A 15,588-nucleotide genomic window follows, 5' to 3' on the forward strand; every position below is an offset into this window, starting at 1 on the left:
TATGTCAACGATTGACTTTAGTCCATCGTCGTGTAAATGATATTTTCAGCCCTGAAAGTGTAGCATAATCCGTAGTTCACGTTACTTTAATGTCCTATATCATATTCCTTTAGCTTATTGTAAAGGGTTTTTCGGTCAATTTTAAGCAATTCTGCTGCCTTGCTTTTATTTCCATCACAGGCTTTCAAGGCATTTTGGATGGCGATTTTCTCAGCATGTTCAGTGGCTGATTTCAAATCAGGGCCAGGTATGTTGTCTGAAAGGGTAGAGGCCATAGCTGAACTGTCTGTCATTTCGAAAGGTAACACATCCTTTGGTATCTCTTTTCCTTCTGTAAGCAATGTTGCCCTTCGGATAACGTTTCTCAACTCTCTCAGGTTACCCGGCCAAGGATAAGCCATAAATACCCTGATTACTTCTTCTGAAAATGATTCTACATTGCTACCCACATCCTTGTTTGCTTGCTCGAGGAAGAAATGGGCATAATGCATAATGTCATCAGGCCTTTCCCTTAAAGGTGGGATATGGAAGCTAAATTCATTGATACGATGGTAAAGGTCTTCACGGAAACTACCTTCATGAGACTCTTGTAACAGGTCTTCGTTGGTGGCCGCAATAATCCGCACATCAATCTCAATAGATTGTTGTCCTCCTACTTTGGTAAAAACCCGCTCCTGTATTACTCTCAAAAGCTTGACCTGTACCTGATAGTCGAGGTTACCGATTTCATCCAAGAATATTGTTCCTCCGTTTGCTCGCTCAAAGCAACCGGTATGGTTCCTTACCGCTCCTGTAAAAGCACCTTTTTCATGTCCAAACAGCTCGCTGCTGGCCAACTCCTTGGTAAGGGCTCCACAGTCAACTGCAACAAATGGTTGGTTGCGTCTATTGGAGGCATCATGAATACTTCGTGCTAGGTATTCTTTACCACTACCAGTTTCTCCTTCTATCAGTACAGAGAGATCAGTAGGCCCTACTTTATCGACATGCTTCATCAACCTCTCCATATCCTGACTTCGCCCTTTAATGTAGTTCTTGTGAAGAGGGCTTTCTGTCTCTACATTTTTGGCAGAAGTAAGCGCACTGTTGATTGACGCCAGTATTTCATCAGGGTAAATAGGCTTGGAAACGTAGTCATTAGCTCCTTGCTTGATGGATTGTACCGCCAGCTTCACATCCGAAAAACCAGTCATGATAATACATTTCAGGTCTTCCTGAATTTTGCGGAGGTTACGGAGCAATTCAAGGCCGTCCCCATCCGGAAGTCGGAAGTCAATCATTGCCAAGTCATAGCGAGCATGTATTAACGCTTTTTGTGCTTCAATACCTGAAGAATAGGCAGCAGTCTGAAACCCTTTTTTTTGTAAAAACCGCTCCATCAGCTGGCAAATATTAATATCATCGTCAATTATCAGGATAGAGCGCGTATTCGTGTTCTGTGTTTTATTGGTCATATTGTCAACCTCCTTGAATAGGTATAGTATAAAGCTTTTGGATTCCGTAATAGGTACGGTATTATTTAAACTTACAACAAATTAACAGTGTATAAATGTTGCTTGTTTAAGAAAAAACAAATTTGTGTGAACTGCGAGCTTAGTCAATCCAAGATGACCGTGTGATCAAATCAAATAAAAAAGGAAGCACACGACTAGGTGTGTGCCTCCTCAGTATGAGCTACATTATTGGTACTGCCCTAAAGCAGTCGATCGGTGTCACTTTTCCTGTTTTTCTCAATGCTAGTATGTCCGCCAATACCTGCATCACCCATTCCATAAGTTTCAGAAGGCATTGTACCAGTTCTTGATTCAGTCAGGTTGTACACTGGTATACTGGTAGCTTCTCTAACAGAAACCCAGTCATTCAGAGGCATACCTGGAACTGATCCAACCTGATCAACGGTATATTTCAGGAACAGCTTCATAAATCCATCCACTTCCCTGACAGCCAAAGACCTGTATGGGAAAGCCCTACATAGCTCTATATTGTCCTTTACATTGACTACGACGTGTGAGATCAAACCTGAAGTCGGGTTGACTGCCAAGTCGACAACACGCCCTACCATATAATTATCTGCTGAAAATACATCACGGTCCATTATTTCACTGGCCTTGATGAGAAATGACTCTTTCATAGCTGTAGCATTTTAAATTGTGGTGTTTGTTTATTTCAAGAAACTTCTCAGCATCCAGATATATTTTTCATGGACACCGAGCCTGTTGGTCAGGAGGTCGGCAGTTGCCTCATCATCCATGTATGAAGCTGCTTCGGTAATGCCTCTAGCAGTTCTTACCAATGTTTCATGACTGTTTACCAAGTCCTGAATCATTTCTGCTGCACCCCACTCACTATTACCTGACCTGATTTGTGTAAGCTCTGAGAAAGCACCCAGTGAACCTGGCGCAATAAATCCTAGTGCCCTGATTCTTTCGGCTATCTCATCAATCGCTTCAAACATCTCGTTATATTGTTCCTCTGTCAGTTCGTGGATCTGTTTGAACATAGGCCCCGTAACATTCCAGTGGTAGTTGTGTGTCTTGATCATTAAGGCGTAGGTATCTGCCAACAGATGTGACAATCCGGTAGCGACACGTTTACGGTCGGGTTTTTTCAATCCAATATTTACATCTTTTTGTAAGTCAGCATTTTTCTCCTTCACCATATCTTTCGATGTCATATTTTCAGTGTAATTCATAATCTGTGTTTTTAGGTTTAAATAATTAATTGTGTACACCTGTATATATGAAAAAAGCATTCCATGTGGCAGGAATGCTTCAGAAGCCCCAAAATCGGGGGATATGTGTGTATTTGGGTACACACCTGTTGAGATGTTTCAACAAGCGGCTAACGTTTTTTGAGAAAACTGATGTAGAAAGTGGTACCTACACCAAGTTCTGACTCCAGCTTTATTTTGCCTCTGTTTCGGTTGATAATCCTTTTGACCAAAGGTAGCCCGAGCCCTGTGCTTGAGCCTTTTTTAGCTTCTTTTCCAAGTGTCTTGAACAGTTCAAAAATATCATTGAAGTGTTTTTTGTCAATTCCAGACCCGTTGTCCTCAATTTTAAGGACGGTGTACTGTTCCTGCTCCTCGGCGGCAATGTTGATGACCGTGAGTTCCTTGTCTCCATACTTGATGGCATTGCTTAGCAGGTTGCGTATTACTTGGGTAAGGGCAGTTCTATCAAACTTGACTTCAGGCAGGTTTTCGATATTGAGTTTTACTGTTTCATCAACGGGTAATACAGGCAGGACTTCGTCAATGACGCTATTAAGATCCAGCAATTCGGTTACATCTTCATGAACGGCAGACTTTGCATAATCAAGCAGGTCGTAAATCATCTTTTTCATTCTTTCTGCCGCATCCTTTATCATGACGTACATCTCTCCAACTTCCCCCGTGAGGATATCCTTGTGGAATGACTCCATCATGCCTGTTGCCATAAAGATGACATTGAGTGGCGATTTGAGTTCATGGGATACAATGCGGGCAAAGTCATTCAGCTCCTTGTTTTGGTTGGAGAGTCTGGCTACCAGTTCTGTCAGTTGCTTGTTTACTTCACGAAGGTGGTCTTCCTTTTCAAATAGGCGACCGTTCAGCTCTTTCAGGCGTTCATTCTGTTTTGAAAGTTCTCTTAATGGTTTCTCCTTGACAAAGGTGTTGATCGCAGCTGTCCCCAAATGATCTGTCAACTCATTGATGGCGCGGATTTCGTCCAACCATAATCCGGGGTTTTGCTGATACTCTTCTTCCAGATAATAAATCAGAATGTTTTTTAAGGAAAACATAAAGTAAGAAGCTTCTTGAATGGGGAGTCCCATGTTGATACGCTGGCGGGTAATCTTGAGAATAACCCCACGCATTTGCTCATAGATTTTTTCTTTCCCGTTGGGTTGTGAGAAAGTCTCAATGATTAGGTCAAGCAATTCCTCAGAGTCTTTCTCGAATTGCTGGCGTATATCCATGGAAGCATCCTCATCATATGAGTTGAGCTGTGTATTGGCCCATTCAACAATAATTTCCTCTCTATTTTCTTTTAAGATCTTAAGCGTTCTGAGTTTCATTTCCGGTTTGCCTGATAGTATATGCTGAATATGTAGAAAACAAAAAAAGAGGTATGATTGATCATACCTCCAATATTAATTTAGGGCAGAATAAACTGATTAAAAACTATTGGCATTCAGATTAGCAATTTTTAATAGTTTGACCGCCTGATATAAACTTATTTACGATTTTTTACCACCGATGTTCATGTCCTTGTATTTCCGTTCCTCATCAAGGACTTTTTCCAAACGTTCTTGAATGCTGTCCATGGACATGTTGAATTCATTTTCCATCTGATCCCAATTGATGCGGTTATCATCACCAAATGTTTTGATTTTGTCTCTCAGTTCAGTGTTCTGTTCCCGAAGGTCTTTCAGGTTGTTCTGTAGGTTTTCAGTATGTTCACTGAGGTGTGCTTCGAGTTCATCAATTTGGTTGTCGATGCTGTCCAGCCTTGTGTTGAGTTGGTTGAACATGATGGCACGTTCTTGCGTGACAAACTTTTCAATCATGGAAACGGCTTCTCTGACTTCTTTTTTTACCTGATCTTCCGTGATTTGTTCAGATGCGATTTCACTTTCATCTTTCACTACTCCTTCATTAGAATAGTATTCCTCTTTTGTAATGACCAAAGTATTGGGAGCGGTATCTTCAGCTGTTTTTAGGGACTTGTCCAGTTCATATCCTCTAGTAATGACTTCTAGGTCTTTGTCGTCCATTTCAGTACCTCTGGAGGTAACCTGTTCCTTATCGAGTTCAAGGCTTTCCTGTCTTACCTTATCGTTTGGGCTGTCGCAGGCAAATAGTGCTGACATGATCAGCAGACTGAATACATAAGTAATATTTTTCATGGCTTCTTAGGAGTTTTTTGTGGTTCATAATAGTGGTTTAAGGAAATGATGTAATAGTGGGAAAGGCTATCGGGCAATGAGTAATAACCTAGCGGCAAAAGCACGGCACCGATAGCGGAACACAAAGATGTACTTGTTGAAATAGATTTCGGTCAGTCAGTCTGACGGAATCCCAGATTCATGGCGCTTTAGATCAAACAGCTTTCCAAGTCTTACAGATATCATATTGAACAGTGACTTGATAATTGTGTTGCTCGAGATGTCTTTGTGAGCATCCATGACTTGCTTGAAAGTTTCAAAGTTATCCCTCTCCATTTCTGAACAAATGTCGATGAAAGTTTCATCTGTTCTGTCTTTGAGCATATCTGAGTACTTGAGCCACATTCTTTCCAATATATTGTCAATATCTTCCAGATGAACCGGTACTCCACCATGGTCCCGAATCAGTTCGTTAATCCTGTTTCTCATTTCCTGACATTCTTCAGCCCATTTGGAGGTGACTTCCTGTACAGTGGCACTGCTTGTCAGTTTAGAGATGTCTTTGTACATGGCTGCTGAATTGTTGCAGGCGCCTGCCATTTTCCGGAGAGCTCTAGCAGTTGTTTGATCTTCCATAGCTGTATAAGTTATAAGTTTGGTTTTTGGGTGTTGTTCCTTGAAAACAACCTGATATGTATAAATCAATGCTATCGTTTCAGGGTAAAGGGTACCTTGAAACGATAGCGGTTAATTTTTACTAGTATCTGAGAATGGCACACATTCGGGTGTGATTCACAGGCATTTGTCGGTCATCTACCATGTAGACTTTACCTCCATTGTTAATGGTGTTGATGATCGCCATATGCGAAAGGTTTTCTGCGTCACTTGGATCACTAACCTTTGATTTGGAAGCTGGAGATACTGAGTGGGTTTTCTCTTCATAATATCCGAAGATATCTTTTGATGTCTTGTTGATCAGTAGTGCCTCAACACGTCCGTCCAATGCTTTAGGTAATGAGTTCCATACACCTGCGGTGGTTTTACCTTTGGTTTGCAACTTTTTGTAGTTTCGCAAGATACTTAGCTTGCCTGTGTCCAATACTGGCTGGAGTACTCGCAAGGCTTTTTCATGTAGTACTGTACGGTTGACACCTTCATGGTTACCTGTAATAAACCTTTTATGTACATGCGGGTAGCTACAGATTTTCATAAAACTGCTGGCAACATTTGGTGTTGCAGCAATCACCAGTGGCGCATCCTCATCATGAAGCATTTTCATCATGCCTTTATCAACTTCTCTTAAGAAGTTTTCCAGTTCAATTTCTTTGTAATCCTTGTTCTTGCCTTGACCATGATAGACTGTACCGCCTGAGCTGTGGTGCTGCAAGCTTCTTTCTTTCTCGGTAAAGCGTTCTGTTTCTGCAAGCCTTTGAGGCATTATATCTTCTATATAGACATCAGCAATACTATATCGAGTTCCCTCAAAGAACTTAACATTGTTCTGATTCAGGCTAAGAATGAAAAATCTGCATACACCATTGATAAGAGGTATCAAAGGTGTCAGGTACAACCTGTCACTCATATAAGTCATTTCTTCCGTCTCAATAGGCAGGGTGTGGAAGGTCATCATCTTAGAGGTTCTGAAAATGACCAGACAGTCAGATAGGTGGTGCCATAGTACATGATCGTCAAGCAATGCTACAACAGGTTCCATAAACTGTTCACGCTCCTTGTTGTCCAATCCTTTTTGGTCGAGCATTTTTTCCACTTTTTTTAGCTGGTTTCTCAATCGTATTTTTCCTTCTCCTTCAAGCACTCTCTTACCTGCCCTTGAAGTTGGGATATAAATCGTCATACAAAGCTTGTCTCTGATTTTTGCTAGTTCTTTAAATTTGTTCTCACTGAAAAGTTTCATAGTAGTAGTTGTTTTTGAGTTTAATAGTCTATTTATATTATTGATAGTCAAATAAATGTGCCATTTGTGGGATGTGGGGATAAACCCGATTTGACGGTATGTGGATGTGTTGGTAGGTACACAAGTGTGGTGTGTTTTCCACATTGGTTTCAGTAAATGAAAAAAGACCGTCCTAAGTGACGGCCTTAATATTTATGGATTGAAATTATCGTTTTAGTTCTCAATTTTTTGGTTGACAGATCCATTGAGCATGGATTTCAATTTCTCACCGCCCTTAATGCCAAAATCCAAAGTACGGATAGGGAATGGGATCGTAATATCGTGCTCATTAAAAGCCTTATGAATTTCTATGATAGCGTTATGTCTTGCGTGCAGAAAGCTTCTTACCGTATTTTGGGCAAGCCAAAACCTTATCGTAAAGTTGATGGAGCTATCTCCAAAGGCGTCGTAATATAATTCCACTTTCCTGTCAGGATCACGCTCTTCCACTTTGTTGACTGCTTCGATGGCTACTCTTGCCGCTTTTTCAAGGTCGTCACCATAAGAGACACCCACGGGAATGTCTACCCTTCTTTCTCCGAAACTCGAAAAATTAATAATGGCATTCTGTAGCACCTCTTTGGCAGGCATGATGACTTCTTGCCCCTGTAAAGTATGCAAGTGTACTGATCGGAGACTGATTCTGCGGATATGACCAGTTTGACCATTCAGCTCAACAAAGTTTCCTTCCCTGAAAGGTTTCCTGAATGCGATGATCACTCCTGAGATAAAGTTGGTGGCAATGTCCTGAAAAGCAAAACTGATAGCCAAACCAACGATACCGGCACCTGCTAACAGTGAGGTGACGGTCTTGTCAAGCTGCATGATGCTTAAGGCGACGAAAACCCCTGCAATCATGATGATAATGTAAAAGATATTGATAATGAGTCCGCCAATTTCCTGATCAAACTTAAAGCGCTGCAATATATTTTTGGTGGCAGAGTGAAAGCCTCTAGCGAGAAAGTAAAACATGAGGACCACCAAACAGGCGACAACGAAGTTTGGTAAAATCAAGATGGCAGATTCCAGCCATGAGTTTAGTTTTTCTAGTAGTAAGTCGTATGCCTGTTCTATGCTCTTCATATCGATTAGGTTTGGGTTGTTACATTTCAATTATTTCTTCCACTGTCGCTTTTAGTTCCTCCAGCTCAAAAGGTTTGGGCACAAAGGTGTCACCTCCAGCAGAGAGTGCTTCTTCAATGTCTGTTTCAGATGCCGCGCCACTGATGACAATGATCTTGGCGTCAGGCTGCTGTTCCTTAATTTCTGGTATATGAGGAGTACTTTTACCTTCCTGTAGATGTACATCCATGATTACAAGATCATAATCATGGTTCGTGAGGTGTTTCATGCCCTCTTGAATGGACGAGGCAGTGTCTGTGAACAACTCCATCCGAGTGAAGAACATTTGTAGTAGCCTACAGATATAATCCTCATCGTCTATTACCAGAAGGCGAGGAGACGTTTTCATGGTCTTAACTGCTTTTCTGGTTAAAAATAAGAATAGGTACAGCGACCTTATTGCTGACATCATCAATTACGTCCTCATACACGAATTTGTCAAGGAATCGCTGTAGCAGATTTTTGGAAGTCTTGTAGCAGACGACAAGGTCAGCATTGTGTATCCTTACATAATCAGTGACTGACTGTGCCACATGTTCTGAAACAATGACATGTAAGTCTTCTACAATTGGTTTCAGGTCAGGTCTTTCCATAAGACCATGTGTAAACTGTTTTCGTTGTTCCAGTGCCTCATCATCGCTGGATTCACTTACATGCAAGACCTGAATCTGAGACTGGAAAGGCGCTACGAGCCTGACCAACTTGGAAAGTACCTCAAAGTCTTGGTCTTCATAATCGGTCAGGTAAAGGGTATTCTTGATAGGACTGTAATGTGCTGAGTCAGGAATTACCCAAATCGGTACCTCAACCTCTTCCCATAAGGTGTCATGGCTGCTGCTGAACAGCTTTTCAAGCCAGTCCTTATTCTGCCTTTGTCCCATTACAATATAGGCAACATCCTGATTATGGCTTCTGTTTTTAAGAAAGTCATTGACAAACCCGTATTCGATGGTATAGTCATCTACGGCATGGTGAGACGGAGTGGACTCATTGATGGAAGTAATAAACTGGTTCATACGGCTTTCGGCAATATGAATGTCTTCTTGTACACGTGGGTATTCCATTTCTGGGGTATAAACAGGAACATAAGCTCGAACGTAAGAAACGTAGGTGTTGGCATTCAGTAAATGCACAAGCTCGACATGCATTTGCAATGATTCAGCTAGCCGCATAGCATAAGCTGTGGCATTGGCAGACTCTTTAGAGAAATCTGTAGGTACAATGATCTTTTTCATATTCTCAGGTTGCTTTAGGTGGGAAATCGATTTCTGATATGTGCTTTTTAAACAAGAAGAAATGTGCCATTGACCAAATAGGTTATTTTATCCTTAGTTGAGGATGAAAAGTGAGGGAATATTTCAACAGCGTGTGGTGCTGGTTCTACAAAAAATAAGCTTAAAAAATCACTAAAAAATAGCAAACCAAGTGTTTAACAGTAAACGTATTTTTTCTTCTCAGAAAATTAAAATCAAGTGAAGAACTTTTTATTGTGATATTCCATTTTTATAGCTAAATCGGGCACCGAAACTAGGCCTTTCTACCCTTACTTTTTTGTATCACAAATTCAGGTTGATCAGTAGTAGGTTTACCATCCAGAAGTTGACTTTAAGGGAGGAGAGAAGTATTTGGGTGATAATGGTTCCATTTTTTATAAATTTTTAAAATACTTATAAATTGGAATAAAATATTGATTTTTTGGAAGTTCCTGTTATAATGTAAGGAGCGTTAAAAAGGAAGTTGTCAGGTTTTTAAGACAACATTGGACAATCCTTTTATATATTTTTTTATTGCTATAAATGCTGATTTGTCTGTAAGCAAATTATTAAATGAAAAAAGTGACAAGAAAAGCGGAAAAAGTACTGATCGGAAGTACAGATCATGTTGATATTCCGCAACTACATTTACAAGACATTGCCTGTAAAATTGATACAGGAGCTGAGACATCAGCAATTCACTGTCATAAGGTGAAGCTGATCGAACGGGAAGGGCAAGAACTTATTTGTTTTGAATTGCTGGATCCTGAACATCGGCAGTACAATGGAAAAGTCTTTACCACAAGCAACTTTAAGGAGCGGAAAGTAAAAAATACTTCAGGTAGTGCCGAATATCGCTATGTGATCACTGCAGAAGTGGTAATCTTCGGAAAGGCATATACGACAGAGTTTACCTTAGCAGACCGAGAACGCATGAAGTTCCCAATTTTGCTAGGAAAACGTCTACTGAAGAAGAATTTCTTGGTTGATGTGTCAAAAGACAATTTATCTTTCAAACAAAAAAACAATCACGACTCCGAAAAATGAAAATTGCTGTATTGTCAAGGGGTAAAAACCTTTACTCAACGAAAAGATTACTGGAAGCTATTGAGGCGGCGGGACATGAATCAATGCTGATTGACCATACACGAGGCTATATGGTGATGGAAAGTGGTGAGCCACATGTTTACCTTGGTGCTGAACAGGTAAAAGATGTGGATGCTATTATTCCTCGAATTGGTACTTCTGTGACATTTTATGGAAGTGCTATGATCAGGCAATTTGAAATGCAGAAGGTGTACACTACACTTGGCTCATTGGCACTGGTAAGGTCAAGAGATAAGCTGAGAAGTATGCAAATTCTGTCAAAGCATGGTATTGGCATCCCGAAAACCGCTTTTGCAAAGCATCCTTCTGATATAGAGAGCCTTATTCAGCATGTAGGTGGTGTTCCACTGATCATTAAGCTGTTGGAAGGAACTCAAGGACTGGGTGTAGTTTTGGCAGAGACCAAAAGTGCTGCCAAGTCTGTAATGGAAGCTTTCTATGGGGTGAAAGCCAACATTATCGTACAAGAGTTTATCAAGGAAGCAAAAGGTGCTGACTTGCGTGCTTTTGTGGTTGGTAATGAAGTGGTTGGGGCCATGAAACGTCAAGGGAAAGAAGGTGAATTCCGTTCAAACCTGCACAGAGGTGGCGCTGGAGAACTTGTAAAACTGACAAGAGCAGAGAAGTCTGCTGCTGTGAAAGCGGCAAAGGCTTTAGGACTGTCTATTGCAGGTGTGGATATGCTACGTTCTTCTCGTGGTCCATTGATTATTGAGGTAAACTCTTCTCCAGGACTGGAAGGTATTGAAACCGTAACAGGAAACGATATTGCTGGAAAAATCGTCAAGTTTATCGAGGAGAACATCCATAAAGATGAGCGATCGAAAAAAGATAAAGTTGGGGTGTAACCTATGCTGATTTCATGGTACAGCCATGTCAATGACAACAGAACAGTTGGTTGTTAAGCTTCAGGAGAGGTTTGATGACCGCCTTTTTGAGGTACTTGTCAGACAACAAGAGCATATTATCAGAAGGCAGTGCTTAAGAATGGTTGGAGATGCTGATACGGATGATCTTTTTCAGGAAATCTCCATTTCCATGTTTTTACATATCAATTCACTCCGGAACCCTGCCAGCTTTCCATTTTGGCTGAAAAAGACCGTAGCGAATGCTTGTGTCGATCGTATTCGGATACGAAAGAAATTGGCAAACTTTACTATAGAAGCGTTTACGGATATAGTAGAGGAGGAAGGAGAGGATGAGTGTGTAGAGGAGTTATTTATCTCAATGGACGACTTGCCTAAGTTGTTAGGTCAACTTTCAGCGGAAGATCGACAAATCTTGGAGATGAAATATATTCAGAAAAAGACGATCAGGGAGATCCAGTCATTGACAGATGCTAAAGAAAGTACTGTGAAAATGCGACTGAAGAGATCAAGGCAAAAGTTACAATATCTCAAACTGAAAATGCTGGGGCAGTAGCTCCAGCATTTTCTTTTATAACTCCTGAATTGTAAAGAGACTAAAAGTCACCTCCATCGTTGAACTCTTGCTCAAGTTCAGCTTCCTCAGGGCCGGGGAAAGTTTCCTGTTTCACTTTTTCACCATCTTTAGTGATGTAAAGCAAAAACCTGTTGGTGTAGTCACTACCCATCAGGAGTATCTTATCGGTTTTTGTAACCTTGTATACAGTTGTAATAGTGCCACTTTCGAAAGCATCCTCAAACAACATCATGGTGTTTTCTGGTGTATCATCTTCACTGATCATTAACCCTTGCTCCAGTAATTTTCCATCACTTGAGAACTTTGCATAACCTTCTTGCTGGCCTTCTTCAAAACAAACGAAATACGTTTTGCCATCACCAAACCACTCGTACGGTTCAGCATTTTTGTGAAGAGAAGCGAATGCTTTCAGAACGGGAGCAGGAACATTGTTCTCTGCAAATGCAGCGCCCAGTCCTACCAGAACCAGCGCAAGCGTCAGAATTGTTTGTTTCAGAATGCTTTTCATATCTGTATTATTTTCAGATATGACGGAGAAACAGGAAAAGGTCACATCACTTTTGAAAAAAAAATTATTTCCGCCTGATACTGTCCTGTATTCTTTTGATGAGCAATGCAGTAATTCGTTTTTTTAGCTCACTTTCATGGGAAAGGTAAAATTCAAGCTCATTTTCATTCAAATGCCCTATTACACTGCCAATCAGGATGTTTTTAAGCGTGCTGTCTTTTTTGAGTGCATTCTCAGCAAAGTCCATTCGTTGACTGTCAGATTGCTGTTGAAGGTCAATGCCAAAATGATCCAAATAGTGGTAGTAAAGCTTTATGATTGTATGATGCAGTTCCTTGAGGATAGGGCGTAGTGTTTCTCCTTGAAAAGCCTCTATTTCACCAGCTGTCTCAGGTGAAAAGTAAACCTTTTGTCTTGGGGTATCTTTTTTCATAATACTGTACTTCAGAGATTGTACTTTTAGGTAGGAACTAAAGGCACCCGAAAATGTTGATGAAAAAAAAAGCAACCATGCTATGTGGTTGCTTTTCTGAGTATCTATAACCAATGATTTTTTATATGTAAATCGTTTGAACAGGTTGCTGAGTTGACTTTTTGTATTTGTAATACCTGCTCTGACGAGGGTCTTCTTCTACAATTACGACAGGTTCTTCTCGAAGTGCCAGTTGTCTTAACCTGTCTACACGTTCAGTTGTGGCAGGGTGAGAACTTAACCAGTTGTAAGTGCTAGGCTTATAGGTTGGTAGTAACATTCTGATCAATTGATTTGCCTGCATCAGTTCCAGTTTTTGGAGTGCTTTAGCTAAACCTTCTGGATCTCCTGTTAGCTGTGCAGCTCCAAGGTCAGCTTCAAATTCTCTTGTTCTGGACAAAGCCATCTGTATCATTTTATTGATACTGGGTGCTGCCAACAACAACAGAATTGCCCACCAAGAGATTGACACGTATCCAAATAGCCATAGTGGGAAGTTTAGGAAAAGCATTACACGACCTGCAAAGGATAGAGATCGAGTCATGCCTCCAGCCAATGCAGCAATGGTTTTGATACGGATATCATTGTTGCGGATATGGCTGATCTCATGGGCCAATACACCATTCAACTCTCTTCTGTCCAGTATCTCCAAAAGTCCTTGCGTCATAGCTATGGAAGGATTGGACTTCGTGCCGATAGCAAATGCGTTTGGCTGCGGAGAAGGAATCCAATATAAAGATGGTATATTCTGTAGATGAGCTTTTGCAGAAAGCGCTTCAACCATTCTGAAAAGTTCAGGAGCCTCATGAGGGTGTAGCGGTCTTGCGTTGTTTGCTTTTAATGTAAGTTTGGGCGAAAACTTGGGAGCAAGTAATAATGCTGTTCCTCCGAGCATCATGGCAAGTAATAGTCCATTTTCCCCTAAAAGCAGGTGACCTAATAATGCCAACAATGCGAAGATGACCCCAAAGTAAAGAGAGGTATGAAGTAGGTTTCTAAGTTTTTGATATATAAATAAGTCCTTTTTCATAGTTGTTACCGATTTTGCTCTAATGGATCATGGTCAATCCATATTCCATCTTTAATTACCGATAAAAACCAGCTTGAGTTGCGTCATTTTGACATATGTTACCTTAAAAAATACAAAACAATGTCAAAATGACTGAATTTTAGATCAAAGGTTGATCTGTTCCGAGAAGTGAGGCATTGAGGAATCCAGCGACTTCTTCTAGCGTATCAAAAGCCAAACCTCCGTTTTTAATGATCATGATTTTGGTTTTTTCTAGTGACTTGATCTGATGGGAGGTAAAAGTAGTTAGACCATCTTGAAGCAAGAAGCAGAAGATTGTTTTTTCAGGATGTTTATTGGAGTCATCTACTGCTTCAGCAATAGAATAGATTCCATCCATTTTTGGTGTGATAACGTATAGGCAATAATCACATATTTCTCTTTCCCTTAGCTCTATCTGATAAGCCTCTTCATCCCACTCCTTGATAACAGGGTTGAAGTAATCTATTACCAACATGGGGATCAGTTCCTCTCGCCAACTTGAATTATTGACTGTCCCACCCAAAAATACTTTCATAAAAGGTAGTTCGTTTAAAATGCTTGCTAGTTATTAGTTTTTGAATGCAGCCTACTCAGTGGAAGGCTGCATCCTCTGATTTTGGGCAATAAAGGTTTCAATTTTATGTGCTCAAAATCAGTTCAATCGTTTTTGCTGATTGTGAAAGATTTCTTCCTTTTCACGGGTAATATCTTTTACACCTTGACTCCACTGTGTATTGACAGATTGCTTTTTAGTGGACCCAGCCTGAGAGATACGCCATTTCTGGTTTTCCATATTCAGCAGGTTCTCAATTTTCTCTACAAATTTAGGGAAAGCATCATCCTCATCATATGGCTCTGTTTTCGTCATGTACAGGTATTTTTCCTGATTGAGCGCTTCAGCCGTTGCCCGATATTCTTTCCACAGTTTGTGATGTTCTCCCAGTTCCAAGAGTTTGTTCATTATAACGACAATAACGCCACCAATTGTTGCTAGTATTTGTAACATGGTGGAGATTTTAAAGTTGTCATCACCAAAGATTGGTTGATCAGTAAAGGAGCTTGTGCTGAACGTGATAATGACTGGCACCGAAGAAGCAATCAGGAATTCAATTTTCTTGAGTAGCTCATATCGGTTTTTATGAAAAGTACTCTTGCGATCAAAGTATGTTATCTGTCCGTCAGGTCCATCCAGCCGCTCATTAATATAAATATCATCAGTAAGCAGAGGTGCTTGACGCGAAAGGGGTTGCATGTTCTTGGCAGCACCTTCATATTGTTCTCTCTTGTAGGACGCTTCCGATATGTTTACTTCTGTATCATGTTCAATGCTTTCTTCATGCGTTCTTTTTATATCTGGAGAATTGGTTTCAGCGTTTAGAATTTTTTGTTTCTCAGTACTCATAGAGTTAGTTGGGTTATGTAGCAGAAATTAAAATTATGATTAGCTAAATTTTATGTGGGCTTCTTATGGCATACCAAAATCTGCGTGAGTTTTAGTAACATTCTATGTTTTGGTGTTAATAGGTGATTCACGCTGCTTGATACAATTGAAATCTCCTCAAAGGAAAGCCCCATTTAAGTGTGACAAATTAATATAAAAAATCAGTTTTGGTAAGCAAGGAGGAATTTTTTGCATTTTTCAGTAAGGCTTCCCAATTTAAACCCCGAAATGTTACTTTCTGATTTGATTAATTATAGAATATGGGGGTGTAGTCTTGCAATACCTGATTCCATTATTTTGCATTAAGTAGATATGTAAAAGTGGTTGGCCATGATTCTTAAGTATAGTAACGTGTCAACGGATTTTTT

The 15,588-nt window shown here is 40.4% G+C and carries 18 protein-coding genes; 3 read left to right on the forward strand and 15 right to left on the reverse strand.

The window, feature by feature from the left end; translation table 11 throughout:
• Nucleotides 1-86 precede the first annotated feature (86 nt).
• The 10 genes from V6R21_RS12610 to V6R21_RS12655 all read right to left on the reverse strand — a co-directional run bounded on the left by V6R21_RS12610 (nt 87) and on the right by V6R21_RS12655 (nt 9,180).
• A complete protein-coding gene (locus tag V6R21_RS12610) occupies nt 87-1,454 on the reverse strand; it encodes a sigma-54-dependent transcriptional regulator (protein ID WP_334243975.1) in 1,368 nt (455 codons plus the stop codon).
• A gap of 239 nt (nt 1,455-1,693) precedes the next feature.
• On the reverse strand, nt 1,694-2,131 hold the full coding sequence (locus tag V6R21_RS12615; RefSeq protein WP_334243976.1) for a PRC-barrel domain-containing protein: 438 nt from the start codon (nt 2,129-2,131) through the stop codon (nt 1,694-1,696).
• Nucleotides 2,132-2,161: 30 nt separating this feature from the next.
• Nucleotides 2,162-2,692, reverse strand: coding sequence for a Dps family protein (locus V6R21_RS12620; RefSeq protein ID WP_334243977.1), 531 nt, complete (start codon nt 2,690-2,692; stop codon nt 2,162-2,164).
• A 149-nt stretch (nt 2,693-2,841) separates the two neighbouring features.
• On the reverse strand, nt 2,842-4,059 hold the full coding sequence (locus V6R21_RS12625) for a sensor histidine kinase (protein ID WP_334243978.1): 1,218 nt from the start codon (nt 4,057-4,059) through the stop codon (nt 2,842-2,844).
• Between the two features lie 162 nt (nt 4,060-4,221).
• A complete protein-coding gene (locus V6R21_RS12630) occupies nt 4,222-4,890 on the reverse strand; it encodes a hypothetical protein (RefSeq protein WP_334243979.1) in 669 nt (222 codons plus the stop codon).
• A 156-nt stretch (nt 4,891-5,046) separates the two neighbouring features.
• On the reverse strand, nt 5,047-5,505 hold the full coding sequence (locus tag V6R21_RS12635) for a DUF2383 domain-containing protein (protein WP_334243980.1): 459 nt from the start codon (nt 5,503-5,505) through the stop codon (nt 5,047-5,049).
• 121 nt (nt 5,506-5,626) lie between these two features.
• Nucleotides 5,627-6,784 (reverse strand): baeRF7 domain-containing protein, encoded by a 1,158-nt coding sequence (locus V6R21_RS12640; RefSeq protein WP_334243981.1) that lies wholly within the window; start codon nt 6,782-6,784, stop codon nt 5,627-5,629.
• 213 nt (nt 6,785-6,997) lie between these two features.
• Nucleotides 6,998-7,906, reverse strand: coding sequence for a mechanosensitive ion channel family protein (locus tag V6R21_RS12645; RefSeq protein WP_334243982.1), 909 nt, complete (start codon nt 7,904-7,906; stop codon nt 6,998-7,000).
• A gap of 19 nt (nt 7,907-7,925) precedes the next feature.
• The gene (locus tag V6R21_RS12650; RefSeq protein WP_334243983.1) at nt 7,926-8,294 is read right to left on the reverse strand and encodes a response regulator; all 369 of its coding nucleotides are present in this window, start codon (nt 8,292-8,294) and stop codon (nt 7,926-7,928) included.
• A gap of 4 nt (nt 8,295-8,298) precedes the next feature.
• Nucleotides 8,299-9,180 carry a universal stress protein gene (locus V6R21_RS12655; protein WP_334243984.1) on the reverse strand — a complete coding sequence of 294 codons (882 nt, stop codon included), beginning with the start codon at nt 9,178-9,180 and terminating at the stop codon, nt 8,299-8,301.
• A gap of 591 nt (nt 9,181-9,771) precedes the next feature.
• On the opposite strand from V6R21_RS12655, the gene V6R21_RS12660 reads away from it, so the two are divergent.
• Genes V6R21_RS12660 through V6R21_RS12670 form a run of 3 tightly spaced genes read left to right on the forward strand, consistent with a single transcriptional unit; the run spans nt 9,772 to nt 11,727 of the window.
• Nucleotides 9,772-10,245 carry an ATP-dependent zinc protease family protein gene (locus V6R21_RS12660; protein WP_334243985.1) on the forward strand — a complete coding sequence of 158 codons (474 nt, stop codon included), beginning with the start codon at nt 9,772-9,774 and terminating at the stop codon, nt 10,243-10,245.
• A complete protein-coding gene (rimK, locus tag V6R21_RS12665) occupies nt 10,242-11,153 on the forward strand; it encodes a 30S ribosomal protein S6--L-glutamate ligase (RefSeq protein WP_334243986.1) in 912 nt (303 codons plus the stop codon). The genes V6R21_RS12660 and rimK overlap by 4 nt, the downstream gene beginning before the upstream one ends.
• A 25-nt stretch (nt 11,154-11,178) precedes the next feature.
• The gene (locus V6R21_RS12670) at nt 11,179-11,727 is read left to right on the forward strand and encodes an RNA polymerase sigma factor (RefSeq protein WP_334243987.1); all 549 of its coding nucleotides are present in this window, start codon (nt 11,179-11,181) and stop codon (nt 11,725-11,727) included.
• Between the two features lie 40 nt (nt 11,728-11,767).
• Here V6R21_RS12670 and V6R21_RS12675 read toward each other — a convergent pair whose 3' ends face one another.
• The 5 genes from V6R21_RS12675 to V6R21_RS12695 form a co-directional block, all read right to left on the reverse strand.
• Complete coding sequence (locus V6R21_RS12675) at nt 11,768-12,256, reverse strand: hypothetical protein (RefSeq protein ID WP_334243988.1); 489 nt, start codon at nt 12,254-12,256, stop codon at nt 11,768-11,770.
• Between the two features lie 64 nt (nt 12,257-12,320).
• A complete protein-coding gene (locus V6R21_RS12680; RefSeq protein ID WP_334243989.1) occupies nt 12,321-12,689 on the reverse strand; it encodes a hypothetical protein in 369 nt (122 codons plus the stop codon).
• Between the two features lie 121 nt (nt 12,690-12,810).
• A complete protein-coding gene (locus V6R21_RS12685; protein WP_334243990.1) occupies nt 12,811-13,758 on the reverse strand; it encodes a zinc metalloprotease HtpX in 948 nt (315 codons plus the stop codon).
• A gap of 139 nt (nt 13,759-13,897) precedes the next feature.
• On the reverse strand, nt 13,898-14,314 hold the full coding sequence (locus V6R21_RS12690) for a nucleoside 2-deoxyribosyltransferase domain-containing protein (RefSeq protein WP_334243991.1): 417 nt from the start codon (nt 14,312-14,314) through the stop codon (nt 13,898-13,900).
• Nucleotides 14,315-14,431: 117 nt separating this feature from the next.
• Nucleotides 14,432-15,181, reverse strand: a complete 750-nt coding sequence (locus tag V6R21_RS12695; RefSeq protein WP_334243992.1) for a DUF4231 domain-containing protein — start codon at nt 15,179-15,181, stop codon at nt 14,432-14,434.
• Between the last annotated feature and the right edge of the window lie 407 nt (nt 15,182-15,588).

Origin of the sequence: Limibacter armeniacum (assembly GCF_036880985.1) — a bacterium.
GTDB classification, from domain to species: Bacteria; Bacteroidota; Bacteroidia; order Cytophagales; family Flammeovirgaceae; genus Limibacter; species Limibacter armeniacum.